Source organism: Bartonella vinsonii subsp. vinsonii, assembly GCF_902825235.1.
Taxonomy (GTDB): Bacteria; Pseudomonadota; Alphaproteobacteria; order Rhizobiales; family Rhizobiaceae; genus Bartonella; species Bartonella vinsonii.
Genome location: NZ_CADEAJ010000003.1, coordinates 66181 through 91506 on the forward strand (window position 1 = coordinate 66181; position 25326 = coordinate 91506).

General features: G+C 36.0%; 18 protein-coding genes, 1 tRNA gene and 1 pseudogene. 8 read left to right on the forward strand and 12 right to left on the reverse strand.

Annotated elements, in window-relative coordinates; all coding sequences use genetic code 11:
- Positions 1 to 2: 2 nt before the first annotated feature.
- The gene (gene clpS / locus J7R12_RS03720; RefSeq protein WP_126602838.1) at positions 3 to 374 is read right to left on the reverse strand and encodes an ATP-dependent Clp protease adapter ClpS; all 372 of its coding nucleotides are present in this window, start codon (positions 372 to 374) and stop codon (positions 3 to 5) included.
- A 233-nt stretch (positions 375 to 607) separates the two neighbouring features.
- Here clpS and J7R12_RS03725 point away from each other — a divergent pair, with 233 nt between their 5' ends.
- Both J7R12_RS03725 and J7R12_RS03730 read left to right on the forward strand, forming a co-directional pair.
- Positions 608 to 1957 (forward strand): D-alanyl-D-alanine carboxypeptidase, encoded by a 1350-nt coding sequence (locus J7R12_RS03725; RefSeq protein WP_126602836.1) that lies wholly within the window; start codon positions 608 to 610, stop codon positions 1955 to 1957.
- A 31-nt stretch (positions 1958 to 1988) separates the two neighbouring features.
- Positions 1989 to 2267: a hypothetical protein gene (locus J7R12_RS03730; protein ID WP_126602834.1), complete on the forward strand. Its 279-nt coding sequence runs from the start codon at positions 1989 to 1991 to the stop codon at positions 2265 to 2267.
- Between the two features lie 1047 nt (positions 2268 to 3314).
- On the opposite strand, the gene J7R12_RS03735 is transcribed toward J7R12_RS03730, so the two are convergent.
- The 4 genes and pseudogenes from J7R12_RS03735 to J7R12_RS03750 all read right to left on the reverse strand — a co-directional run bounded on the left by J7R12_RS03735 (position 3315) and on the right by J7R12_RS03750 (position 7855).
- The gene (locus J7R12_RS03735) at positions 3315 to 4712 is read right to left on the reverse strand and encodes an L-serine ammonia-lyase (protein WP_126602832.1); all 1398 of its coding nucleotides are present in this window, start codon (positions 4710 to 4712) and stop codon (positions 3315 to 3317) included.
- A 308-nt stretch (positions 4713 to 5020) separates the two neighbouring features.
- Positions 5021 to 5701 carry a nitroreductase gene (locus J7R12_RS03740; RefSeq protein ID WP_126602830.1) on the reverse strand — a complete coding sequence of 227 codons (681 nt, stop codon included), beginning with the start codon at positions 5699 to 5701 and terminating at the stop codon, positions 5021 to 5023.
- A 407-nt stretch (positions 5702 to 6108) separates the two neighbouring features.
- Positions 6109 to 6359 (reverse strand): annotated as a pseudogene (locus J7R12_RS09195) (hypothetical protein).
- A 1421-nt stretch (positions 6360 to 7780) separates the two neighbouring features.
- Positions 7781 to 7855: transfer RNA gene (locus J7R12_RS03750), tRNA-Gln, on the reverse strand.
- 888 nt (positions 7856 to 8743) lie between these two features.
- Between J7R12_RS03750 and J7R12_RS03755 the strand changes: the two genes are divergently transcribed.
- The gene (locus tag J7R12_RS03755) at positions 8744 to 9346 is read left to right on the forward strand and encodes a superoxide dismutase (RefSeq protein ID WP_126602827.1); all 603 of its coding nucleotides are present in this window, start codon (positions 8744 to 8746) and stop codon (positions 9344 to 9346) included.
- A gap of 79 nt (positions 9347 to 9425) precedes the next feature.
- Here the strand turns inward: J7R12_RS03755 and J7R12_RS03760 are convergent, their stop codons facing one another.
- Entirely contained in the window at positions 9426 to 11519 is a 2094-nt protein-coding gene (locus J7R12_RS03760) for a S9 family peptidase (RefSeq protein WP_126602825.1), read from the reverse strand.
- Positions 11520 to 12367: 848 nt separating this feature from the next.
- Here J7R12_RS03760 and J7R12_RS03765 point away from each other — a divergent pair.
- Positions 12368 to 12805: a MucR family transcriptional regulator gene (locus tag J7R12_RS03765; protein WP_004864599.1), complete on the forward strand. Its 438-nt coding sequence runs from the start codon at positions 12368 to 12370 to the stop codon at positions 12803 to 12805.
- An 88-nt stretch (positions 12806 to 12893) separates the two neighbouring features.
- Here the strand turns inward: J7R12_RS03765 and J7R12_RS03770 are convergent, their stop codons facing one another.
- Both J7R12_RS03770 and J7R12_RS03775 read right to left on the reverse strand, forming a co-directional pair.
- Complete coding sequence (locus J7R12_RS03770; RefSeq protein ID WP_126602823.1) at positions 12894 to 13307, reverse strand: SufE family protein; 414 nt, start codon at positions 13305 to 13307, stop codon at positions 12894 to 12896.
- A 110-nt stretch (positions 13308 to 13417) separates the two neighbouring features.
- On the reverse strand, positions 13418 to 13795 hold the full coding sequence (locus tag J7R12_RS03775; protein WP_126602821.1) for a DUF5330 domain-containing protein: 378 nt from the start codon (positions 13793 to 13795) through the stop codon (positions 13418 to 13420).
- A gap of 963 nt (positions 13796 to 14758) precedes the next feature.
- Here J7R12_RS03775 and J7R12_RS03780 point away from each other — a divergent pair.
- Positions 14759 to 15592 carry a peptidoglycan-binding domain-containing protein gene (locus J7R12_RS03780; protein ID WP_126602819.1) on the forward strand — a complete coding sequence of 278 codons (834 nt, stop codon included), beginning with the start codon at positions 14759 to 14761 and terminating at the stop codon, positions 15590 to 15592.
- A gap of 419 nt (positions 15593 to 16011) precedes the next feature.
- On the opposite strand, the gene ppdK is transcribed toward J7R12_RS03780, so the two are convergent.
- From ppdK to J7R12_RS03795, 3 genes are all read right to left on the reverse strand, one after another.
- Positions 16012 to 18678, reverse strand: coding sequence for a pyruvate, phosphate dikinase (gene ppdK / locus J7R12_RS03785; protein WP_126602817.1), 2667 nt, complete (start codon positions 18676 to 18678; stop codon positions 16012 to 16014).
- Positions 18679 to 18846: 168 nt separating this feature from the next.
- Positions 18847 to 19503 (reverse strand): DsbA family protein, encoded by a 657-nt coding sequence (locus J7R12_RS03790; protein WP_126602815.1) that lies wholly within the window; start codon positions 19501 to 19503, stop codon positions 18847 to 18849.
- An 82-nt stretch (positions 19504 to 19585) separates the two neighbouring features.
- On the reverse strand, positions 19586 to 20086 hold the full coding sequence (locus J7R12_RS03795) for a DUF721 domain-containing protein (RefSeq protein WP_126602814.1): 501 nt from the start codon (positions 20084 to 20086) through the stop codon (positions 19586 to 19588).
- Between the two features lie 211 nt (positions 20087 to 20297).
- Here J7R12_RS03795 and mutY point away from each other — a divergent pair, with 211 nt between their 5' ends.
- Complete coding sequence (gene mutY, locus J7R12_RS03800) at positions 20298 to 21356, forward strand: A/G-specific adenine glycosylase (RefSeq protein ID WP_197721518.1); 1059 nt, start codon at positions 20298 to 20300, stop codon at positions 21354 to 21356.
- Between the two features lie 296 nt (positions 21357 to 21652).
- Here mutY and J7R12_RS03805 read toward each other — a convergent pair whose 3' ends face one another.
- A complete protein-coding gene (locus J7R12_RS03805; protein WP_126602811.1) occupies positions 21653 to 22789 on the reverse strand; it encodes a site-specific DNA-methyltransferase in 1137 nt (378 codons plus the stop codon).
- 326 nt (positions 22790 to 23115) lie between these two features.
- Between J7R12_RS03805 and J7R12_RS03810 the strand changes: the two genes are divergently transcribed.
- Positions 23116 to 23817 carry an HAD family hydrolase gene (locus J7R12_RS03810; RefSeq protein WP_126602809.1) on the forward strand — a complete coding sequence of 234 codons (702 nt, stop codon included), beginning with the start codon at positions 23116 to 23118 and terminating at the stop codon, positions 23815 to 23817.
- 986 nt (positions 23818 to 24803) lie between these two features.
- The gene (locus J7R12_RS03815) at positions 24804 to 25160 is read left to right on the forward strand and encodes a hypothetical protein (RefSeq protein WP_126602807.1); all 357 of its coding nucleotides are present in this window, start codon (positions 24804 to 24806) and stop codon (positions 25158 to 25160) included.
- Positions 25161 to 25326: the final 166 nt, after the last annotated feature.

Below are 25326 nucleotides of genomic sequence, written 5' to 3' on the forward strand. Positions count from 1 at the left end.
CCTCACTTCCATTCCATTACACATTGTAATGGATGTTCATTTTGGCGTGCACACTCCCTAACTTGTACCACTTTCATTTCAGCTACTTCATAACTATAAGTTCCGCATTCGCCTACCCCATTCTGATGAACATGTAACATGATACGTGTTGCTTCTTCGAAACTTTTTTTAAAAAAGTTTTTCAAAACAAAAACAACAAAATCCATAGGTGTGTAATCATCATTAAGTAAAAGAACACGATACAACTTAGGTTTTTGAAGTTTTAGTCTCATCTTGGACATTATAAAGGTATCTTGACTATTTTTATCCCAATTCTTGCCCTTTTCATTATGCATAATGTGGACTATAGAATTCGTTATTAGCTTTTTTACCATTACCATTTCCTGTGCTGCATATTTTTATTAATTTTAAGTTCTTTCATAACTATTGCAACAGCTGTTTGTATAAAGAAAAAACTTTTTTTGTGGCTAGGTTAAAGAAAAGGGGGGAGTGCACAAAATAAATTCTGTAAACAAATTAGTAATATCATTCATCTAAATTGCATCAACGTAAAGAAAAGAACTTTACAAAAGTTTTTCAAATTAAATGGAGAAATAGGATACTGCCAGTGTATATTAACTGCCAAAAAATTGCGTGTTTCTACCAAAAGGTAACAATCGCTTTTATTATTTTAGCTCTTTCTTACTCTTGGGCATCAGCTACTCCTCAAGGGGCCTATCCTGATAAGTATGCCGCTATCGTTATAGATGCAAATACAGGAAAAACTTTATTTCAAGCCAACGCAACCCTGAAACGGTATCCTGCTTCTTTAACAAAAATGATGACACTCTACATGCTTTTTGAATCCTTGCATATGCGTCGTCTCACACCCAATACACCAATTCCCGTCTCACATTATGCAGCAACACGGCCACCAACAAAAATCGGATTTAAAGCAGGTCAAACAATTTCTGCAGAAGCCGCTGCCAAAGCTCTCATTACAAGATCAGCAAATGATGTTGCAACTGCCATTGCAGAGTATCTTGGCGGTAATGAAAAAAAATTCGCTCGAATGATGACTGCTAAAGCCCGCAAACTTGGCATGACGCACACACATTTCGCAAATGCTTCAGGGCTCCCTGATGTACGCAATTATTCTACAGCACGGGATATGGCCACTTTATCATTAGCCTTACGCAAAAATTTTCCAAAACAGTATAATTTGTTCAAAATCAAAAGTTTTACTTTCCGTGGACATACAATTAATAACCACAACAAGCTTGTCAAAATCATGAAAGGTGTTGATGGAATTAAAACCGGCTACACACAAATGTCAGGTTCTAACTTAGCAACTTCGATGCGTCTTGAAGGACGCTCTATCGTTGCTGTCGTTATGGGAGGCAAATCATCTACCGCACGTGACGAGCATATGGCCAGCTTATTGAGCCAATATTTGCCAAAAGCAAGTAGGACGAAAAGCGATAGCCATTTAATGGCTTCGGTACACTATAACTTACCTACAGGCGCCAATATTCCTATACCAAATGTTAAAGCTGAACCAACCAGTGTCGATGACGAAATTTCCACTATGTTAACAGCATTTGCAGAACAACCTAGAAATTCCAATATGGCAATAGCTGCTGTCAACCAAGCAATTATACCAATCCCTAATCCTCAAAAAGCTATACCCGTTGAAACTCATAAAATTGTTACAGCTTCTTTGTCCACAAACGCTGGATGGGCTATCCAAATTGGTTCTCTTCCTAGTGAAGAACAAGCAAAAAAACTACTTTTAAAAGCAAAAGACACAGCTTATTCTGCTTTAAAGAGCGCATCTTCACATATGCAACTTTTTGAGAAAAGTGGACGCCATTATTACCGTGCTCGATTTACAGGCTTTCAATCAAAAAAAGAGGCTCTCAATGCTTGTTCTACATTAAAGAAAGCAAATTTTAACTGCTATACTGTAGCTTATTAAAAGTTTTTGAATTCGCGTTAAGGATAGTATCATGACCGATAATGCTCTTGCTTCATCCATTAAAAAAGAAAAATTATTGAAGCAATCATCTCTCCTCTCATTGCGTTCTCTTCACGATGCTGCAACAAAACTTGCTAATTTAAGATATACCCCAGCTGCATTAGACACACAGTCTCTTGTTAACCTGCTCATTTGCCAAACAATACGAAATCGTCGTATTGCCATGCCTCCTGTACGCATTCATTTACGCGTAGCAAGTCAAACCAGTAATGTACCTATCAAAATCCATTTAGGTGCAAAAAACGTCTAATTCTATAAACCATTTCCGCAAGAGTTATTTTGTAAATTAAAAATATTCGCACGTTGCCTACAGCTTAAAAAAATCTTTTAGCACAGGCGACTTCTTCTTCAGATTTTAAAGATCACACTCGCAAGGTTCTCTTCAATTATCTGATTAGATTTTCAATAAAACCATCTCTTAAGATGCATAAAAATACCAAATGTTAGACTTACCTTCGGATTTAATATCAAAGCTTATTCTTGATCTTTTTTAATAAGAAGAAATAGTCCCATTGGATGCAAAGTTTTCTCATTGGTCGGGCACGACCATAATAACTCAATGAAGAGAATTCTCTTCAATAAAGCATAAATTCATCCATGCAACATAAACCCCATACGACATAAGCATTATATAAAATTTCCTAAATCCTTTGACTCAACTCGTGTTTTTTTTCAGAAGAAAAGCAACTTTAAAATACAACTCTTTATAGTTCCTCACTCCCTATTTCTCGTGGAAAACTATGAATCGTATAACTTCCCACAAGCCTCTTCACCCTCACTGTTACGCAGCCAGAGCCCAACTATCACTCCTTTTGTATTTACTAATACTCATGTGTCATCATTATTCTTGTACTCAAGAAACTTTTTCACGCATGTTCATCCACCTTTCACACTGTGATTTAATGAGTTCTGGTGATTTATTGATAATAATGCGTAAAACAAGAACGTCTTACAATATCGAACAGTTTGACATAACATGAACATAATTAATTTGTTAGCTTCTACCGAAGATAGCTTTATAAAGCTCATTCATCATTTTACAACTTAAATGAGACCGCAGAATACAAGAATATTCTCTTATGATAAATTAATTTTGTTCTCTTGCACATCACACGCGAAATAGCTCTGTGAAAAGCTATTTAAGCAGAGGCTCAATATATCTCTTCATAAACCGTTTTAATACAAAAGCTGCTAGCAATGCTGAGAGCTCACAGATACAATGATGGTGTCCGCTATTACTTTCATAAGCAATAGACAGGCCGTAAAGAATTTACCAGACTAAAATCCGTTGCACGCTTTAACAGGATATTGCATTGACTGCGAGACCAGCTTTACTTGTTTCTTTATAGCGCTCACTCATATCATGTCCTGTCTGACGCATTGTTTCTATACAAGCGTCAAGAGAAACAAAATGATCCCCATTACCATGCAACGCAAGAGAAGAAGCTGTCACCGCCTTAACAGCCCCCATTGCATTGCGTTCAATGCAAGGAACCTGCACAAGACCTGCAACCGGATCACATGTCATTCCCAAGTGATGCTCCAGCGCGATCTCTGCTGCATTTTCAATTTGAGCCGGTGTACCACCCAACGCGGCTGTTAACCCTGCTGCTGCCATTGAAGATGCTGTCCCAACTTCACCTTGGCATCCAACTTCTGCACCAGAAATAGAAGCATTATGTTTAATCACACCACCAATGGCTGCCGCCGTTAACAAAAAATTATGGATTCCCTCTCGATCTGAACCATCATTAAACTGGAGATAATAACGCAAAACTGCGGGCACAACTCCAGCTGCTCCATTCGTTGGTGCCGTGACAACACGGCCACCTGTAGCATTTTCCTCATTGACTGCTATGGCATATACCGAAAGCCAATCATTGGCCCAAAGTGGGTAATTGCGATTTTTCTTTCGATTTTCCAAAAGCTTTTCATACAGCTTTTTAGCACGCCTTGGAACATGCAATCCACCTGGCAACACACCTTCTTGTGAAAGACCTCTATCAATACAATTTGTCATAGCGGAAAAAATTTCATCAAGACCCTTATTAAGAGCCGAACGCTCCATCTTCGTCTCTTCGTTTATGCGCTTCATTTCAGCAATTGAAAATCCTGATTTTTCTGCCATTGACAACATTTTACGTGCAGAATCAAAAGGATATGGCACTTCAAACGTTTCTTGTTGCGTATTACCATTCATATGGTTTAATTCATCCTCAGTCACAACAAAACCACCGCCAATAGAATAATAAATCTGCCGCAAAAGAATATTTCCCTCATTATCAAGCCCTTCAAATGCAAGTCCGTTAGCATGTCCCGGTAGAACTTTCTTTCGTTCAAAAATAAGATCACTTTGCAAATCAAACTGATAAGCAGGCTGGCCTTTTGGTTGCACTTTTTTTTCACGTATAACTTTTTCTAATAGGAAGCCCATACAATCAGGATCAACAGTAGATGCTTTTTCCCCCAACAGCCCTAATATAATAGCTCTATCTGTAGCATGCCCAATTCCCGTGAAGGCCAAAGAGCCATAAAGATAAACACGTATACGCGAAACCTCAACTTCAAGTGGCTGAGAGAAATTGCGTGCAAGAATCTCTTGCAAAAACATGTTAGCCGCCGTCATCGGCCCCATCGTATGTGAACTAGAAGGACCAATACCAATTTTAAAAAGTTCAAAAACAGATAAAAACACTCATCACCCCAAAATTCCACAAACTTTGAGTATACGCTTTTTTATCGCGTTTGTCCCATTTAAAATCAAATTGCAAGATAAGCTAAAAGAATAACAGCAATAAATACGAATGTCGCTCGTCTTGCTACCATCCAACATTTTTTTTCTATAGCGCTTTCCATAGCCAACCCTCGAAACGGACAATGATCATCCTTTTAATTTTGTAAGCGTAGTAAAATAAAAATTAATATGCAATTTAAAATTGAATAAGAATGAGAAGTTCTCACCGAAATGTTTTATAAATCCAAGATCTAAAAAATGACACTCACTTACATAAAGCGTACAAAATTCTCAATTGGCTCACGTTCAGTTTCAAAATTATTTTCTGGAGCACTCATATCGCGATAGCCAAGTGCCATACCACAAATAATTTGCCGATCAGAAGGCACTGATAAAAGTGTACGAATTTGCTTATGATAATCAGCGAAAGCAGCTTGGGGGCATGTGTCCAACCCAAACCCACGTGCTGCTAACATAATGGTCTGCATAAACATCCCCAAATCAAGCCAGCTTCCCCTTTCCATGTCATAATCCATTGTAAACAAAAGCCCTACAGGTGCACCAAAAAAGGAAAAATTTCGCGCTTTCTGGTGAAACATTTTGTCCTGCTCATCTTTTTGAATTCCAAGGCTCTTATAAAGATCCAAACCAATTTTTCGACGCCTTGAAAGATAAGGTTCACGCCATTGGCGTGGATAATAAGGCACTTCACGTTCGCCTTTTACACCTGAAAGTACGAGTTGAGAAAGTTCTTGTCCTACCTTCTGCAATACATCCCCTGTAAGAACAATGACTTGCCATGGCTGAATATTTGTTCCAGATGGTGCCCGTGCCGCAAGTTTTAAAATTTCTCTGATTGTTTCCTCTGAGACTGGCTGATTGGTAAAAGCTCGAATCGACTTACGTGACAGAATAGATTGGAAAACATTGATAGAAGAATCATCTGTCATTATTTTTACTTTCTTTTTTGAAAAGTGAATTTGTTGTTTGCTCATTCAAAGCCAATGCGTTGCAAGAACACCTTTGCAACCCTTTTTATTTGTTCTACTCTTCCTGAAAAGCTTATATATTTCACACCCTGTCAATGCTGACCATTAAAGAGTATACAACCGTTTAATGATTCATGGAAAGAAAATCATCAAAAATGAATATGAAATAAATTTTATAATCAACGATTAACTCTTAATTCAACTAAACTCTTAAAAATTTTCTTGATGCGTTCTAAATCATGTAGGAAATCATCAACATCACGCTGCATCTGCTGATCCACGTCCTCCAAGCCGCACACCACTGCTGTGCATGTAAATATTGGTATAAGCTTTGGAACTAAGATAACTTGCGTTACAGCTATCTTACTCTAAAGTATCCCCTCAACATCAGGTGCTATAATCTCCACACGCATTATTGTCTTTATTGCTCACATCCTCACCTGTAACCATAAGGGCAATATCTTGCCAAGCAGTGCTAAATAAGCAGCGGAGCATTTGATTGCCTATTTTTCAAAGTAAGAGATCAAACAATCATCACCATATTCTTACCAGTGCGCTCTACAGCTCTAAACACTGCCTCTTTCAGAATACGTGTCGTTTTTTTTAATAATGCTTTGATTTATAATGGTATTTTATTGTTTTGCATGTTAAATTAAACAAAACCATCTCCTTACACATAACAAGAAGGATGAGCGCGTGGATAAAAAATCGTTTGAGATAAGGAGTAAAAACGCCTCTTATGAATCGTCTTAATGCAAGAGTTGTCGCAACATTTCAGGGCTGGTAAATATAATGATGATACCAGCTTTCTCCTTCATAAGCGTAAAGATGGTGGTGCTTAATAGATTTATCGTTATACCCTTCTCGAGCGACACCGCGAAATAGGCGCTTGAGTGCCTTAAGAACAATGTTCTTAAAAAAAGCACATGAATTGGCAACACAATAGCATTCTATTTTATATGAGAGACGTACCCCCTTAAAGAACATGAAAAACAAAAACGTGAGCCTATGCGTAATCTCCATTGATATCGCTGTGGATAGCTTTTGAAAGCCGCAAAGCTGAACTAAAAATGATGGTAAAAACGGAAGCTGATTTTTACTTTACACCTTCATATTCTCCCTAAATTAGTCCGTATTCCCATTTCAGAAATTACGCAAACCGACATATGCATTTGCTCCCATCTGGCATATAAAAGCTGCAACTGCTTATAAAGCACTCACCCTTCTCAATCTCTATCTTAAACATGCCACTGCATTGGGATTGGATATTGGTTTATATTTAACAGAAAAAGCACACGCTCTCTTAAGTAAACAATATAATAAAACGCAAAACTTACCCGCACTGGATTAGAGAGATGTCCTCGCTTTTATAATACACTTTGCGAAATAACAATGACACATTTGGCTTTGCGTCTGCTTATTCTTATAGGTGTTTGCACCAATCCCTTATGTCATATCCATAAAGATCAAATTGAGAGAGAGATATATAGACCATCGCTGCTGAGAAGATGAAGGAGCGGCGCGATAGCACAACAGAATTTCGCCTGCTCTTATCAGCGATAAACATTAAAAGTGATTGAACAAGCCTATTGTTTTTTCCAAAGTGAATTTCTTCTTTCATCTACAGATCGCTGTCCATTTCACCTGCTGCCACAGCAAGGTATATGAAAAAACTGGACTTGAAGTATGACCATATGAGTTTCGTTCTAGTTTACGTGATTGGCTAATAAAACCATTCTGAATCATGTGGTGGGGGTAAAGTAAGAAGGTGCTTACCGTCGTATAGCCTATAAAACCAACCATCTTGTTCAGTTGATTACATACAATCTTAAAAAGAATCCTTTATCATACGGTCCTTCTAAAAAGAGAGAATTTGAAGTTTTAAAAAATCTTATTTTGGTAGCTTCAAAAGATTATACTGCAATCTAAAACGATAGCTTTCAAAAGTTCTGTTCTGAAAAAGCTTACATATTCAAATCACTTTATTATTCTTCTGATTATTCTCTAAATTTCATATAATTTATTTATTTCATTAGAGCGTGGCTGGGGTACCTGGATTCGAACCAGGGAATGCCGGTACCAAAAACCGGTGCCTTACCGCTTGGCTATACCCCAAAAAATATGATTACGCCTACTTTTGCACCTTATAGCGATTCCTATGAAGGTACGCAATATCTGAAAATCAAAGCTTTTACTTTTTTTATTATAAAATTTTGAAACTTCACGCGTATTATATTTCTGCTAAACTGTAACAGAAAGCTTTGGTTCATTCACACTTTTAACATAAGCAACAGCTATTTATCTATCTTTCATTTTATGACAGCACAAAACGCAAATTTTATAATTTACCATAGAATACTCTCTTCTCTTAATGCATTCAAATCTAAGCTCTTTAAATGAGGTCGGAAAACAGAGACTTTATATATTGATGGTCTTTTATCTTCATTAACCCTATTCTTGCTTGTTCAGTGTGCAATAATTCATTTCTCTCCTACTTATAGATTAAAATAATAACGCACGATAAACACAATTGCTTATCATAGATAAATCCCATTTTTAGTTAATATGTATAAACTATCAGTTGTCATGAGAATTATAAAATATCTCTAAGGTTTCTGCAAAAGATCTCCGCTTGTACTCCGCTGCAAATACTTAAAGTAACAACATATTTTAGAAATAGGGTAAGTGAAATCTTGCAAAAACTGAAAACATTTTAGATAACAAAATAAGGTATTGATAGCTCTCTTGCCCATTTTTACTTAAAAAGATAATTGCATTTTTTGTGCGTACATAGGTATAAAAATTTCCTCCGAAGGACACTGATATAAATCAGTGGTATTTTGAGTGATTGAACGTATACATCTCCTAAAAAGACCTTTACGAAGAGATGATCACCGAATTAATTCATACAAACAGATATTCAACATTTGCTTTTAGATGAAGTAAATGGCAAATTAAGTTTGTGGAGTGAGCTTAACAAAATAGAATCGAGGAGATTTTTAAATGGCTTTTGAATTGGCCGCGTTGCCTTACGATTATGACGCCCTTTCGCCCTATATGTCACATGAAACGCTTGAATATCATCATGATAAGCATCACCTCGCTTATCTTACCAATACCAATAATTTTGTAAAAGAGTTAGGCTTAGAAAATGAAAGCCTTGAAGATATTATTAAAAAAAGCTTTGGAAAAAATATTGGTTTGTTTAATAATGCAGCGCAATATTACAATCATAACCATTTTTGGCATTGCATGAAAAAAGGTGGTGGTGGTCAAAAACTTCCTGAAAAACTAGCAAAAGCTGTTGAAGCTGATCTAGGTGGTTATGACAGATTCCGCACTGATTTTATTGCTGCTGCTACTGCCCAATTTGGTTCTGGGTGGGCATGGGTTGCTGTTAAAGATGGCAAGCTTGAAATTATGAAAACACCTAATGGTGAAAATCCTTTAGTTCATGATGCTCAACCTATTCTGGGGATCGATGTATGGGAGCATTCCTATTACATTGATTACCGCAATGCACGCCCGAAATATATCGAAGCTTTCATAGACCATTTAATTAATTGGGACTATGTTTTGAAGCTTTATGAAGATTGTGGATTTTAAGCTATTTGCATCGTTTTTTGTGAAAGGCTTCGTAAGCTAATGCATGATGAAGCCTTTCTAAAAGAGATAGATGTTTAAACTAGAAGCAGTTTTTTCCTACTATTTTTAGAATATATGCATAGATATATGCAATTTCTTCTATCTTTGAAAAACGTCCAGCTGCACCTGCATGACCTGCGTCCATATTAATGCGCAATAAAATCGCGTTATCATCTGTTTTCAAGTCTCGTAATTTTGCTACCCATTTCGCAGGCTCCCAGTAAGTTACACGAGGATCTGTTAATCCTGCTGTCACAAGCATAGGAGGATATTTTTGAACTTTGACGTTATCATAGGGAGAATAGGAAGTGATAAAATTATAGTCCTCTTCTGATTCAAGAGGGTTTCCCCATTCTGGCCATTCTGGGGGAGTTAGGGGCAATGAAGCATCTAACATAGTATTTAAAACATCAACAAAAGGCACATTTGCTACAATTCCAGCAAAATCCTGTGGAGCTATATTAGCAATAGCTCCCATCAACATTCCTCCTGCTGAACCACCTTGGGCAATAAGACGGTCATGAGAAGTGAATTTATTGTTCACAAGATAACGCCCACAAGCAATAAAATCTGTAAATGTATTGTATTTAAAAAGGTGTTTTCCCTTCTCATACCATTCAACTCCTTTTTCTTTCCCTCCACGAATATGGGCTATGGCATAAATAAAACCTCTGTTAACCAAAGAAAGTACATTGCTATTGAAACTGGCTGGTATAGAAATTCCATAGGCTCCATAACCGTAAAGCAAACAGGGGGCACTACCGTTAAGAACGGTAGCTTTGTGATAAAAAAGTGAAATAGGAATTTCTTCACCATCGTCTGCTGTCGCTATAACACGCCGTGTTACATATTCATCTTTATTATATCCAGAAGGAATGGTTTGCGTTTTTAAAAGCATCCGTTTGCGATTTTTCATTTCATAATCAAACACTTGATCAGGTGTCGTCATAGAGGAATAGGAAAAACGAATGGTTTGACTATTGTATTCTGCAGCACCTTGTAAACCTAAAGAATAAGCCTCCTCAGTAAAAGCAATGGAATGAATTTGTTTAGTGGTGCGCTCCATTATTTTTATACGAGGCAGTCCTTCAAAACGCTCAAGCCAGATAAGAAAATCTTGATAAGCATCATGCGATAGTATCAAATGTCCAAGCTGGTGTGGCACAAGTTCAGACCAATTTTCCGCTTGCGGAGATGTATACGGTGCTACCATAATTTTAAAGTCTTTTGCGTTATCCAGATTGGTTAGAACATAAAAGACATCACCACCTTCTGTAAGTGAATATTCAATACCTTTTTGCCGCTTCCGTACACATTGGGGAACAGTGAGAGGTGCTTCAGCTGGAATCAACCAAACCTCTGATGTTTCATGATCATGAATATTAATATAAATAACGTCATTAAGTTTAGAAGCGCTTACGTGTAAGAAAAATCCTAGATTATCTTCGCGAAAAATAAGCTTATCTTGTGATTGATCGGTGTTTAATCGGTGATAGTAGAGCTCTGAAGGCCGATGATTTTCATCCATCTTCGTATAGAAAAAACCTTCAGATTTAGCATCCCATACAATCTGTCCCGATGTGTCAGTAATGGTATCCATACAATCAGACAATGTTTCCAAATTGCGAATTTTAGCTTTATAAAATTCTGATCCTTTGTCATCATAGGTCCAGACAACATGTGTATGATCAGGAGATTCTTGAATTGAACCAAAATTAAAATATTCTTTTCCTTCAGCCAAAGCATCACCATTAAGGTAAACGTTTTTTTCTCCCCCATTCCTTGAGGTACGGAAATAATGTGGTTGTTGGCCTCCGGTAACATAAGAAAATCCATAAGCAAAAGGCCCATGTTTTATAGGAACAGAACTGTCATTCTCTTGGATTCGCCCTTTCATTTCAGTAAAAAGCAAATCTTGTAATGGCTTTGTATCAGCCATTTGAGCAGCCTGATAAGCATTTTCATTTTCGAGATGATATCGAATATTTAAGTCAAGACAATGAGGGTTTTTAAAAACATCTTGCCAATTAGACGCACGTAGCCAATGATAGGGATCATTACGACAAATACCATGATATATTTTTGTATGTGTAATTTTAGATGCTTTGGGAGGGATTACAGAAAAGCGAGTCATGCACGATCCTAATGTTAAATAAAAACTCATGATTTCGTATATGTTAGAATCGTATTGTTTATGCAAGTATGTGAATCTGTAAATTCCACTTATTGGCAACAATACAACTGTGATGGTTTATACAACGACATCACCTGCCTCTGTTTATCTATATTATAAGCATTATCTTCTGTGTATAACGTCCCGTTTATAAAAATGACAAGCTACGAAAATAAGGCTATTTGGTAGCAGAATTGAATTTTCCTTCAAATAGTAGAACGAACTTTTGGATATAAACAATAGAATCCACTTTAAGAATATATCTAGCTATATTGCTCTTATTTTTTAGAATAATAATGCTCTATTGTACCATATTGATAGTTAATTATATACTATATATTGCATAATCTATTTTTTTAAATACATTTTATTTTTTATTTTATTAAAATTATTTTTAAATTAAAAAAAATACTATAATTTAATGTGATAATTAGCAATATTATTTTATAAAAAATAATGATATAATGATAAAAATATAAAATAAAATATTAATTTATGTGTTATATTTTTATTTCTATGATCTCTATAAAATAAAGTGATTTATGTTATATTATTTTTTACATTTATAATATATTTTATTTATGAGATTTTACATAAAAAACTATATTCTAACAGGTCAATAAGTTGGTTCTTCTTGTTGTATATTATGACCAAAAATAGGTATTTATTTGATTTTTTTGTGTTTTGGCAATTTTATAGAATAATTGAATTGACAAAAAAGATTTTTGTACAATATGAAACCTATGTGCATGGGACTCATGTCATGAGTATATGTGCTGTATCTTGATTTGAAATTAAAGGAAAGAAGAATGGAACATCGTCCAGTCTTAGAGACTGAAAGCAATTTAGTTATTACATTGGTTGCTGATATTGTTGCTGCCTACGTAAGTAATAATTCTATTCGACCGACAGAAGTACCAAGTTTGATTGCTGATGTTCATGCCGCTTTTCGTAAAGCGGGGAATGTAGAATTAACAGAAGTAGAAGTTGAAAAGCAGAGGCCCGCTGTTAACCCAAAGCGTTCAATCTTTCCAGATTATCTCATCTGCCTTGAAGATGGGAAAAAGTTTAAATCTTTAAAGCGTCATCTCATGACACATTATGGAATGTTGCCAGAAGAATATCGTGAAAAATGGCAACTGGACAGCTCTTATCCTATGGTTGCGCCTAATTATGCAAAAGCGCGCTCAGCTTTGGCAAAAGAGATGGGGCTTGGGCGCAAAAGCAAACGGAAAAAAGCAAAATAAGAGCATCTTCTAAAAAACTGGTCGCCTCTGGTATATATAAAATATTTTTTTAAAAGATTTGGTATAGTTTTTTATAAGATGTTGATTTTTATACATGACTCTCTTTACGAATTCGTTCAATCATCGATTTAAGACCATTTGACCGTTGTGGTGTAAGATTTTCCTTTAAACCAAGTGTTTCAAAAAGACCTTCCGCATCGGCATTGCGAATTTCAGAGGCTTTTTTTCCCGAATAAAAGGTAAGAAGAATGTAAATAAGTCCACGCACAATATGAGCATCAGAATCACCTTGGAATGTTAATGTTGGATTATCTGAAGTATTATTACGTGATGATAAAAGCCATACTTGGCTAACGCACCCTGGCACTTTGTGCTCATCATTGCGAGCGCTTTCTGGAAAAGGTGGTAATTCGTAGCCAAGTTCAATCACATAACGATAACGATCTTCCCAATTATCCAAAAAAGAAAAGTTTTCTATAATATTCTCAATCGTTTCTGCCATAACCTCAGTCCTGTCTTGCTTTTATGATTATATTACATGTATTTTCTTGACAGATAAGTAATTACTCTTCTTATTAGCATAATACCTATAATGAGCATTCAAAAAATATTTCAAGGTAATGTCGTATACTTCTGTTTTTGTGTAGACTCTTGTGCTTCCTTCTTAGACATAATATTTGGAGAAGTCTCTATATTCCTATCATCCAGTATGCGTCCAAAATATTCGTAAGCTGCTCTTGCACCATAATATGCACGTTCGCCAAGTGAACTTAAAAAGGACTTTCCCACTTTGCAGGCTTCTATATTACGATCACAAAATGTTCCTAAATCACTTAAAGCTTCTTTAAAAGCAATAATCATATCGCTCGTTATTGTCTCATGATCTTTTTGAGAAAAGGAATGATTATTGCTCGGCTTTTCTAAAAAAAATGAAATGATGACAAAAACAAAAAACAAAAAAAAGAATAATTTGATCAAAAAACGTATCATGAGCAACCAATGCACCGCAGTTGTAAACGAAACACAAGCAGCAGTCTATACTCTTCTTCTTTATAAAAAATTTATAAGATAAGTCCTTTATAAAATTGAGCATTTATTTATCAGATGTATAGCATTCATTATGTTGTCATAAGACATGATGCAGCTGTACAAAAACGAGAGCGCATAACCTTTTCATTAAAAAATACGCGTCAAAATTGCACAGTAAAAAATAAAAGCGTTGAAATCTGTGAGATTGCACTCTCATGACATATCATAAACATACATGTAGTACGAAAAACAAAATGATAGCTCATAATCATGACAATAAGTGAGGTTTCGATACCTAACAATACCCTTTATAAAAAAGTACGATATAAAATTATAAGAATTAAGCCGCCAACCACTTTTCTTGCAGATATTTTAAAAATAACTTCTGTTGAGTTTCATGAAATTTATCGAATATTAGTAAAATGGATTTATGCTAGAATATATATGATATGAGAAAACTTATACGCATCAACATTGTGTAGAAATATAGGTTTATATACATATGAGATATTTGAAAAAAGTATAATACTGTTCTCAGCTCTGCAACATGATAAATACAATGTTGTTTCAATTTGATTTCAAAGACTAGAAAATATATACGCAAAAAATAAAAAATGAGGAAATGACGTAGCACTTTCAGTTTAGATGATGATACATGGTGATATAGTTTCAATCGCATAAACGGTATTGCATAGACGGAAGCTGTTTTATACATGACTAGAAATGCTGTAAAATATGAAGCTAAGAAAACTGGGTAAGCACTGTTGTTCATTTATCAGCTTATAGATTTATATGACGAATTTGTTCATTTTAATAATTTGAAAGACAAGAGAAACAACATAAAACTCTTTCCCTCTCACTGTAAGTGAGAATAACTTATATCCTTTTCTGTATAAAAATAATTACTCTTTGAAAATAAAAATAATGGCAAAAAAACGAAAGACGCGCAGAACAAAAACAGCAAAAAAACGTAAACACTATAGTAGTATTGTTATAACATTTTTTCTTATAAGCTGTCGGTTTCTTTTTTGGATAACAAAAACATTTTATTTCTATACACGGAAAAATGCTCTGTTTTTCATTGGCTCACTTCTTTTCATCATTAGTTTTGTATTTGTTTCATTTAATGCTTTATTTTCGCAAATGATAATGCATCAAGATGTCTTTACGACAATGAAATTTACATTTGCTTCAGATAGAGAAAAAAACTCTCCAGAAGCAAAACTTAGCGCAGTCTCTCCTGATCCTTCTGTAGATTTTCCAAACCAACTACACAAAAACTTATCTTCACATGCTTTGTCAGAAAACACATTAAAAATGCAAAAGAAGCTGGCAAAATTGGGGCTTTATGATGGTCTTTTAGATGGAATAGAGGGACCTAAAATGCGCCGTGCTATAGCACTTTGGAAACAACAAACCACTCATGGAATGCAACATAATATTTTACCCAATCCAGAAACGGATGAAATTACAGTATTAATTAAGCGTAGTGAAATAGAAATGGTAAATAAAACAACAAAAACAGAAGCTATGCCACGCTCAAAAGAAACTGTTTTAAAGCATCCTGTTGCAGATATCATGCAAGTGCAAAAAGCTTTACGTATTTTTGGTCACCAAGAGGTTATTGTTACGGGTATAGAAGACAAAAAGACAATAGATGCCTTAAAACAATTTCAAAAAATGTTTAATCTTCCCATAACAGGTAAAATTGATCACACCGTTTTGATGAAAATGCGTGAAGTTGGTTTGTTGAATTGATGGCAAAATTCATCTTATATAGTGAATACTGAAAACATAGCGATAATGCGTTCCTCTGCTTTATGCTTTTTCTCATAAATACATAAAAGACATAACTTCCTTTTTCCTACGCATACAACTTAGAGTGTATTCTAGAATTTTTTTCTTTTAATAAAGAAAAATATGTATTCATTCTGCGTTCTGCAATTAAAATTTTGATTTACAAAGAAAATTCATCGTTCTTGCCAGTCAAAAAACTTTGAGTACAGTGAAATTCTCTTATTTCAACTCCTTCTATCATAAATCAAAAAAAGCGTTTTCTTACAAATTACAAAAAGAATAAGCGTGTGGGTAAAAAATTCAAAAAAGTAAATATGCCTCTTATAAATAGTCTAAATAAAAAAAACAGTTACCTCATAATAAAAATTTTCTTGAAATCTCTATGCTTTTTTTGCAATAGCCGACTGTGCTGCCGCTAAACGCGCAATTGGCACCCGAAAAGGAGAACATGACACATAATCCAGATCATTTTCTTCACATAATGCAATAGAAGCAGGATCGCCCCCGTGTTCACCACAAATGCCCAGTTTAATTTTTGCACGCTGTGAACGACCCCGCTGAGCCGCAATAGAAATAAGCTCCCCTACTCCATTACGATCAATTGATACGAAAGGATCTTGTTCTAAAAGTCCTTTCTGAAAATAAGTAGCTAAAAAAGGAGCTGCATCATCACGTGAAATTCCAAAAGTGGTTTGTGTCAGATCATTTGTTCCAAATGAAAAGAACTCGGCAGTTTGAGCAATTTCATCTGCCCGAAGGGCTGCCCTAGGAAGCTCAATCATCGTCCCAACCATATACTGAATATTCTTTCCCTTTTCCTTCATTACCTCATTAGCAACCTGATCGATACGCGCTTTGACAAAATCAAGTTCAGATTTCAGTGCAACAAGCGGCACCATAATTTCAAGCATAACAGGAGATCCAGATTTTTGATCAGCTTCTGCTGCTGCTTCAAAAATGGCTCTCGCCTGCATTTCTGCAATTTCGGGATATGTAATAGCTAAACGGCATCCTCGTAATCCAAGCATAGGATTAAATTCATGTAACTGCTGTGCGCGTTCAGAAAGCACATCGACCGATACTCCCATAGCCGTTGCAACATCAAGAATTTCTGCGTCCGTTTTTGGCAAAAACTCATGGAGTGGTGGATCAAGTAAGCGGATAGTAACAGGCAAACCACACATAATTTCAAATAATTCGCTAAAATCTGAGCGCTGCATGGGCAAAAGTTTGTCCAATGCCTTACGACGACCACTTTCATCATTACTTAAAATCATTTCGCGCATAGCAACAATACGTTCACCAGAAAAAAACATATGTTCTGTACGGCAAAGTCCAATACCTTCAGCCCCAAAGGAACGCCCCATCCGTGCATCAGAGGGCGTCTCAGCATTGGCACGAACTCTTATACGCCGCATCCCATCAGCCCACTCCATCAATTTTGCAAAATCGCCACAAAGCTCCGGCTGCAACATCGCAACCTTCCCTTTGAGAACTTCTCCACTTCCACCATCAATCGTGACGACATCACCCTTTTTAAAATTTTCCCCCGAAGCAAACATTGTGTTTGTGTTATAATCAATCCGTACATTGCCAGCACCAGAAATACACGGTTTTCCCATGCCACGTGCGACAACAGCAGCATGACTTGTCATCCCACCACGCGTTGTTAAAATCCCTTCTGCAGCATGCATTCCATGAATATCCTCTGGGCTTGTTTCTACACGCACCAAAATAACTTTGCGCCCCTCTGCCGACGCAGCTTCGGCCTCTTCCGAAGTGAAAACAATTTCTCCAGTCGCCGCTCCTGGAGAAGCAGGTAATCCACGTGCAATAACAAAACGTGCTGCTTTGGGATCAAGTGTCGGATGTAAAAGCTGGTCAAGCGATTTTGCATCTATTCGCATTACCGCTTCTTCACGGCTTATCAAATCCTCCTCAACCATTTCTATTGCCATTTTTAGAGCAGCACGTGCCGTCCGCTTTCCCGAACGAGTCTGCAACATCCACAATTTCCCTTTTTCAATCGTGAATTCGAGATCTTGCATATCTCGATAATGCTGTTCAAGCTTCTGCGCAATTTGACACAGCTTCAAAAAAGCTTCCGGCATAATTTTTTCTAAAGATGGCTTATTTGAACCCGCAATAATACGCGCATTTTCTGTGATATTTTGGGGAGTGCGAATACCCGCTACAACATCTTCACCCTGAGCATCAACTAAAAATTCACCGTAAAGTTCTTTTTCTCCTGTTGATGGATTGCGTGTAAAAGCAACACCTGTCGCCGAATCCTCCCCCATATTGCCAAATACCATTGCCTGTACATTCACTGCCGTTCCCCAACTTTCAGGAATATTATGTAAACGACGATAAGTAATTGCACGTGCAGTCATCCAACTTGAAAAAACCGCTCCAATCGCCCCCCACAACTGTTGTTCAGGATCTTGCGGAAAAGGTTCTCCTAACTGTTCTTGAACATATGCCTTATAAGAAACAATAACATCTTTCCAATCGTCTGCTGTCATTTCTGTATCGACAGTATAACCTCTGCGCGCTTTTGACTCATCAAGAATCTCTTCAAAAGAAGTATGATCCAAACCTAGAACAACGTTAGAATACATTTGGATAAAACGGCGGTAACTGTCGTAAGCAAAGCGTTCATTATTGGCTTGTAAAGCAATTGCTTTTACAGCTTCATCATTCATACCAAGATTAAGTACTGTATCCATCATCCCTGGCATAGAAGCTCTTGCACCTGAACGAACAGAGAGTAAAAGTGGCCTTTTTTCATGCCCAAATTCGCGCCCCGTTTGTTCACCAATGCGTTTAAGCGCTTGTTTAACAGCTTCCTGTAATTCTTCAGGATATGTTTTACCATGTGCGTAATAAAAATTACAAACTTCTGTTGTAAGAGTAAATCCTGGAGGGACAGGCAAACCAAGATTACTCATTTCTGCCAAATTAGCCCCTTTCCCACCAAGAAGATTGCGCTTACTTGCACTTCCCTCTGCATAGCCATCCCCAAAACTATAAACCCATTTCGTCATAATACAAATCCTCCCATCAGCATCGAAACATGATTTGATCCGAGCTAATATCATCAAAACAATATTCGGTTCAAAATTGGCTAAAAAATATTGCTTTATAAATGCATAAAATCAATCTTTCCAAAAGAAAAACGACCACAATCAATACCCATCTCTTGGAAAGAAGATTTAGTTTTTAAGAAAACTATCAATCACCGAAAAGAAGGATTCCACGGACATTGCACCTTCATACTTGTTCTCATTAATAAAGAAGGTAGGTGTTGCTGTGACACCAAGCTCTTTACCACGTTCAAAAGACGCATTCACTTCATCTAGAATGGACTGATTTTTCAAGCAAGCAGTAAAACTTTCATCCGTAAAACCAGCCATTAAACCAATTTTTTTCAATGGTGTGAGAGCGTCTTTCTTCCAGACCCACTCCTGCTGTTTTTGAAATAAAACCTCTATCATAGGGAAATAACGATCTTCTGGTGCACAACGTGCTAACATAAAACCTGCCGTCGCTCGCGGATCAAAAGCATAATCTCGGAAAATAAGTCTTACTTTTCCCGTTTTGATATATTTTTTACGAATTTCTGGAAGTATATCATTATAAAAATGTGCACAGTGAATACATGTCAATGAAGCATATTCAACAATTGTTACTGGTGCATTCTCCTCCCCCTCAAATCTATCCTTAACCTTGCCCTCTTGAAGGAGTTTACCCATATCAACAGTTGAAATTGGTTTAGTACCGCTAGCGATAGAGACAGGTGTACTGATTGGTCCAGAAGCCATTAAGAGAAAAATTATTGCAAAATGTAAAAAAGAACGGCAGTTCATCATAAATAATACTTTTCTTTTGTTGTTAACAGATAAAAATCCTACAGTTTTTTATACACTAAAAAAACGTATAAAACAGCTTTCTCTATTTATTATTTTTTTCTGCAAAAATGCAACAACCAAGTTCATAAAGCAATTGTCGTAAACTTTCATCTTCAATCTCCTTAAGCATTTTTTTTATACGTTTTTTCTCTGTTTCATTCGGATCTGCCTTCATGGGCAAATTATTTTTCAGAGCAGACATAGATCTTTGTTCAATCTTGATACGATCGATAGCAATATATCCAAAAAAAACATTAATTCTATGCAGCAATTCATCTGTTTCATGCATCAATTTTAAAGCAGAAAATCCTTCACACGCCACCACAAGTGTCGCCGGTTGGAAAACTTCATCTTGATTAGCGCGTCGTTTCCAAATAATTTTAAGCGGCATTGTATGTTCACCGATATCATAACCAACAATCTGTGACCAATGCTCTATCAGTGCGACATTAAGCCCTGTCCGTTTACATAAAACCGGATCAAGCATTTTGGATACCGTCTCAGAAAGAGAATAAAAATGGCGCTTTTTAAATTGTTTGCTCATTTTTCTAGATCATCATTCAGTCACGTCCTGAATTATAACGGTTTCTTTCATTTCAAAAAATATTCTCCCGCACATCTCATCAAATATCAACAAAATCCAATTCTCATCTAACAAAAGTTTTTATAATTAAAGGAGAAAAAGTAAAATATGAATTGTAAAATAAGTGTTTTTTTCTTTTGCATTTTATATCTTTCTATGGTTCAAAACAATCATGCATGAAATTGCTTCGCGCCTCCTTTCTTGGTACGATCAAAAGCACCGGCATTTACCATGGCGTATTACTCCAGAAGAACAAAAGCAAGGCATCACCCCTGATCCCTATCGCGTTTGGCTTTCTGAAATCATGCTTCAACAGACAACTGTCGAAGCGGTGAAGCCTTATTTCCAAAAATTTCTAAAACTTTGGCCTAACCTCTCTTCTTTAGCAAAAGCCTCACAAGACGATATCATGAAAGCTTGGGCTGGACTTGGTTATTATTCACGCGCCCGTAATTTGAAAAATTGTGCACAGCAGCTTGTTGAAAACTACGGAGGACAATTTCCACAATCCGTAAAAACATTGCGAACTCTTTCAGGTATTGGCGACTACACAGCCGCAGCTATTGCCGCAATTGCTTTTAACCACCCTGTAGCAGTCGTTGATAGTAATGTGGAACGCGTTGTAACCCGCTTATTTGCTATCGCTTCAGTATTGCCAAAAGCAAAAGCTGAAATTAGAGAAAAAACACAAAAAATTACCCCTTTAGATCGTCCTGGTGACTTTGCTCAAGCGATGATGGATCTGGGAGCAACTATTTGTACGCCACGTAAACCATCTTGTTACCTCTGTCCTCTTCACAGTTTGTGTAAAGCTGCAAAAATGAAAATAACAGAATCTTTTCCTGTCAAAGCTCCTAAAAAAGAACGCCCTTCAAAAACTGGCATTGCTTTTGTTGTCCTGAATGAAAATAAACAAATTTATTTAGAAAAACGAAAGGGTAAAAAACTTCTCGGTGGAATGACCCAAATTCCTAATAATATTGGCATACATAGCGAAAACGGACTTCAAAACGCACCCTTTATTGCTAACTGGCAGTTCAAAGGACAAATTACGCACATTTTTACCCACTTTTCTTTAAAACTCGACGTTTACTATGCTAACAGTACGCACGAAATGAATGATGAAAATGGCTGGTGGTGCGATATCCATCATCTTGCCGAAGAAGCACTTCCTACGGTTATGAAAAAAGCCATTTCCGTAGCAATTCCCCATTTTTTTCAATTAAAATAATTCTCATCACTGAAAAAATAATTTTTTAGTTAAATGCACAATGTTTTTTTCATAACAAATTGATTTATAATGACAATTCATACCCTATAGCTTGAATAAAAACCTCGAGTATGGTGGATTTCTTCTTTTCTCCCTCTCATGATGAATCACCCTAAAACCGCTCGCTTGCACATCACAAGCAGGGGATATATGTGAATAAAAAATGTTTACGAAAAAATAAATGCCAAAAGATCTAAATATTAAGTGCGTAACATTGAAGTTGGCTAACAGAATAGTGATGCAGTCAGCCTAGTTCTTCATACAACACCAGTTTTTAACATCTGTGTACGTATGACCATCCTTAAATCATCTATGGGTTTCAAGCGTCCGTTTTCTTCATAATACCAAAAGGTCCAACCATTACAGCTTTGTGATGCTTGTGCCTTTCGGCCCATTGCATGAATAGAACCAGCTTCACCACCATGCATGACCGTACCATCAGCCCTTACAATAGCAGATACTTGCTTCTTGCGGTCATAAAGAACCTCTCCAGGATGAAGTAAACCTGCTTCAAGCAAACTGTTGAATGCTACACGCGGCTCTGCTTTCTTTCTATCCAAAATTGCCAATTCTGGTTTAGCTAAAGGTTTAACCGCAGCAATCCTCTCACATGCTGCATCAATATAATCTTGCTCACGTTCAATACCCACAAAATCACGCCCCAAAAGTTTGGCAACAGCGCCTGTCGTCCCCGAACCAAAAAACGGGTCAAGAATGACATCCCCCGGCTTACTAGAAGCCATAATGATACGGGCTAATAAAGCTTGTGGTTTTTGTGTTGGATGTAATTTACGCCCTGCCTCATCTTTTAAACGTTCAGCACCAGTACACAGAGGAAAAAGCCAATCTGAACGCATTTGTAGATCTTCATTAGCAGCTTTTAAGGCATCATAATTAAATGTATATTTTTTATCTTTTTGATCTCGAACAGCCCAAATAAGCGTTTCATGAGCATTTTGAAAGCGTCGCCCTCGAAAATTAGGCATAGGATTATTTTTACGCCAAATGATATCATTCAGCATCCAAAAGCCTAAATCTTGTAAAGCCGTGCCCACCCGAAAGATATTATGGTAAGATCCTATAACCCAAATCGTCCCGTTGGGTTTCAACACACGACGACAAGCAAGCAACCATGCACGCGTAAATGCATCATAAGCGGCAAAACTCTCAAACTGATCCCATGCATCATCAACCGCATCAACAAGCGAATAATCTGGACGATATAAAGCACCATCCAATTGCAAATTATAAGGAGGATCGGCAAAAATCACATCAACTGAATGTTTCGGAAGTTTTTCCAATACTGCAACACAATCCCCTTTGAAAATTTTATTGCGCCATGGTATCCGTGAAAGAGTGTGACCGAATTCTTTTTGAAGCTGAATAACTGTCATGAAAAACCCAACGAAGTGAACTGAATTTGCCCTATAATCAATCAAAATAGTTTATAGGCCCGCATTACCACTCCATATTTACAAAATAGAGTAAACGTATCGTTAAAATTCCACAAAATTAATAGGTGTTTTTGCTATTTCAAGAAAAATAAAGAAAGTCTATACTGATAAATCCTTATTTTCTTCTCTTCAACGCACCATTCCCGTATCTTTATTTCATCATATAAATAAGAATCACTTTCAAAGCATGTTTTTATGCAATAAAATCGTCTCAATGGCATTTTCATGAAAGTTTTCAAGCTATATAATATGTAAAGGAATATCTCATGCCTCAAATAGATCTCGTTATTTTTGATTGTGATGGAGTTTTAGTAGACTCTGAATATCTCGCAGCAAAAATTGGATCTCAATTACTTAAACAAACAGGATATGAAATATCACCTGAAGAATTGAGTGAACGTTATGCAGGGCTTATTTTTCGCGATATTCTTAAACAAGTTGAACAGGAAACAGAAAAACCAGTTTCTGCTCATCTTATAGATCAAATGTCAAATCTTTTTCGTGCACAAATAGCAACTGAATTACATGCTATTGATGGCATACGAGAAGCAATAGAGACCATTCAAACGCGTTATCCGTACTGTATTTGCTCTAATGCAAAGAGCGTAGATATAAAAGAGATGCTCTCTACCGTTGGTCTTTACGATCTTTTTGATGATAAAGCTAAAATATTTTCTGCTCCTGAAGTTGGAACAAAAAAAACGAAACCAGCCCCTGATGTTTTTCTTTTTGCCGCACAACAATTACATGTAGAACCCCAAAATACTATTGTTATAGAGGATTCACTTCATGGCGTACATGCAGCGTCAGCAGCAGGCATGCGTGTTATTGGTTTTACTGGAGGATCACATAGTTATCTTGGTCACTCTCATGCACTTGCAGAAGCTGGTGCTGAAACGGTTATCACCAAACACGCCCATTTACCAGAAGTCTTAGAAGCAATGGCAGTATGGCGCGATTTATCATAAAAAGTTCTCTTGAGGGTTATTAATTTAAACTCTCTTAAAGAACACTTTTTCAAGATAACTTGACCTCGTAAGGCATATTTACAAAAGCTAAAATAAAAGCAGCATTGGCTATATAGAATTAAAGTATGTAGCATTGTCATAATTTATGAAATCTTGATTTCTCCTCAATTGGATTTACTTATTATAAAAAACTATTGCACTTTACTTGGTATCATAACAAAATACAAAGTTCATACAATTAGGAATAAACTATGTTATTTTCTTCAATATAAATACAGAAATTAAAGATGACTTTAGAATATACAGAGCTATAACAATTATCACTCTGGATAAAGCCTTACCAATAAACATAGTATTTTATTAAAGAGCCTATTGGCAAACAATCTATCACATTTTTCAGCGCTCTTTTTTATACTATAATTAATAATAAACAGAGTATCTATTAGTTTATTTCCGCAAAATTTTGAAATAAAATTTATAAAATCTCTTTTATATGCTGATAATCTGAGATTTTTTCATTGTTCGTTATTGTTTTATGTCTCAATACTAAATTCTACTCATACGATGTATTCTGTACTCTAGCTTATGTCCACAAAACAGCTTAAAATATAAACTACAAAAACGGCACAGAAAGCCTTTTTTTCCTGATAGTTTGCCTCTCTTTTACAAAAACATCTAGATACCACTTAAAAAATAAGAATTTTACTAAATTATACCATTTTATATACATAAATACATTTAGTAAATTTTTGAACATAATTTGAGTAAATAAAATATAATCTAGAGATCTATTGTAGATATTATACAAAAATACATAATGTTAATATTTTGTTATTGACTATAAATTCATAATGAAGTATATATCAGCATATTGTGCAATGTGTTGATACAATTTGTATTTATTTTATTATACTTATTAAGTATCTATAGATGCACTTATCTCTTACATATTAATAAAAAAATAGAGAATATTTGAGGTAAAAATTATGATCAAAGTATTTAAAAATTATGTGTTAAACACTTTTGTAGTAGCTACTTTTTTTCTTTCACAAATTGTAAGTGCTCATGCAAATTATTTGAAAAATAGTTCTCAAAAAGAGGACGTTACTGATTACGTGTTGGAACAAGTAGCAACTGTAACATCTACAGCAGTTAGTACGACTGCTCCCTATGTTCCAGCGGTAAGTTATGGAACTATAAATGGAGCTAGCGCCGAAGGAAAAGTTGAAAAGGTCGTTGAACCTATGACATTAGGAGTGGGACTTTTATTTGCTGGATATGCAATAAGTTTCGTAAGCTCAATAATCGGATGGATAAAAGACATAGTCTTAATGTTCAAATAAAACCATCTACTATAAAGCTACAAGGAATAGCTTCGCTATGAATTAATAAAAATATTTAAACAACATAGTGAAGCAATTCTACCATAACAAATATAGATAATACAGACTACCCCTTATGTTTATTTACTAATGCAATCATAAATTCACATTAGAGGTAGAAAGTATT

Excerpts from the sequence above, each read along its gene's own strand:
- clpS (WP_126602838.1), bottom strand. The coding sequence starts at position 374 with ATGGTAAAAAAGCTAATAACGAATTCTATAGTCCACATTATGCATAAT.
- J7R12_RS03730 (WP_126602834.1), top strand. The coding sequence starts at position 1,989 with ATGACCGATAATGCTCTTGCTTCATCCATTAAAAAAGAAAAATTATTG.
- J7R12_RS03740 (WP_126602830.1), bottom strand. The coding sequence starts at position 5,701 with ATGACAGATGATTCTTCTATCAATGTTTTCCAATCTATTCTGTCACGT.
- J7R12_RS03755 (WP_126602827.1), top strand. The coding sequence starts at position 8,744 with ATGGCTTTTGAATTGGCCGCGTTGCCTTACGATTATGACGCCCTTTCG.
- J7R12_RS03760 (WP_126602825.1), bottom strand. The coding sequence starts at position 11,519 with ATGACTCGCTTTTCTGTAATCCCTCCCAAAGCATCTAAAATTACACAT.
- J7R12_RS03765 (WP_004864599.1), top strand. The coding sequence starts at position 12,368 with ATGGAACATCGTCCAGTCTTAGAGACTGAAAGCAATTTAGTTATTACA.
- J7R12_RS03770 (WP_126602823.1), bottom strand. The coding sequence starts at position 13,307 with ATGGCAGAAACGATTGAGAATATTATAGAAAACTTTTCTTTTTTGGAT.
- J7R12_RS03775 (WP_126602821.1), bottom strand. The coding sequence starts at position 13,795 with ATGATACGTTTTTTGATCAAATTATTCTTTTTTTTGTTTTTTGTTTTT.
- J7R12_RS03780 (WP_126602819.1), top strand. The coding sequence starts at position 14,759 with ATGGCAAAAAAACGAAAGACGCGCAGAACAAAAACAGCAAAAAAACGT.
- ppdK (WP_126602817.1), bottom strand. The coding sequence starts at position 18,678 with ATGACGAAATGGGTTTATAGTTTTGGGGATGGCTATGCAGAGGGAAGT.
- J7R12_RS03790 (WP_126602815.1), bottom strand. The coding sequence starts at position 19,503 with ATGATGAACTGCCGTTCTTTTTTACATTTTGCAATAATTTTTCTCTTA.
- J7R12_RS03795 (WP_126602814.1), bottom strand. The coding sequence starts at position 20,086 with ATGAGCAAACAATTTAAAAAGCGCCATTTTTATTCTCTTTCTGAGACG.
- mutY (WP_197721518.1), top strand. The coding sequence starts at position 20,298 with ATGCATGAAATTGCTTCGCGCCTCCTTTCTTGGTACGATCAAAAGCAC.
- J7R12_RS03805 (WP_126602811.1), bottom strand. The coding sequence starts at position 22,789 with ATGACAGTTATTCAGCTTCAAAAAGAATTCGGTCACACTCTTTCACGG.
- J7R12_RS03810 (WP_126602809.1), top strand. The coding sequence starts at position 23,116 with ATGCCTCAAATAGATCTCGTTATTTTTGATTGTGATGGAGTTTTAGTA.
- J7R12_RS03815 (WP_126602807.1), top strand. The coding sequence starts at position 24,804 with ATGATCAAAGTATTTAAAAATTATGTGTTAAACACTTTTGTAGTAGCT.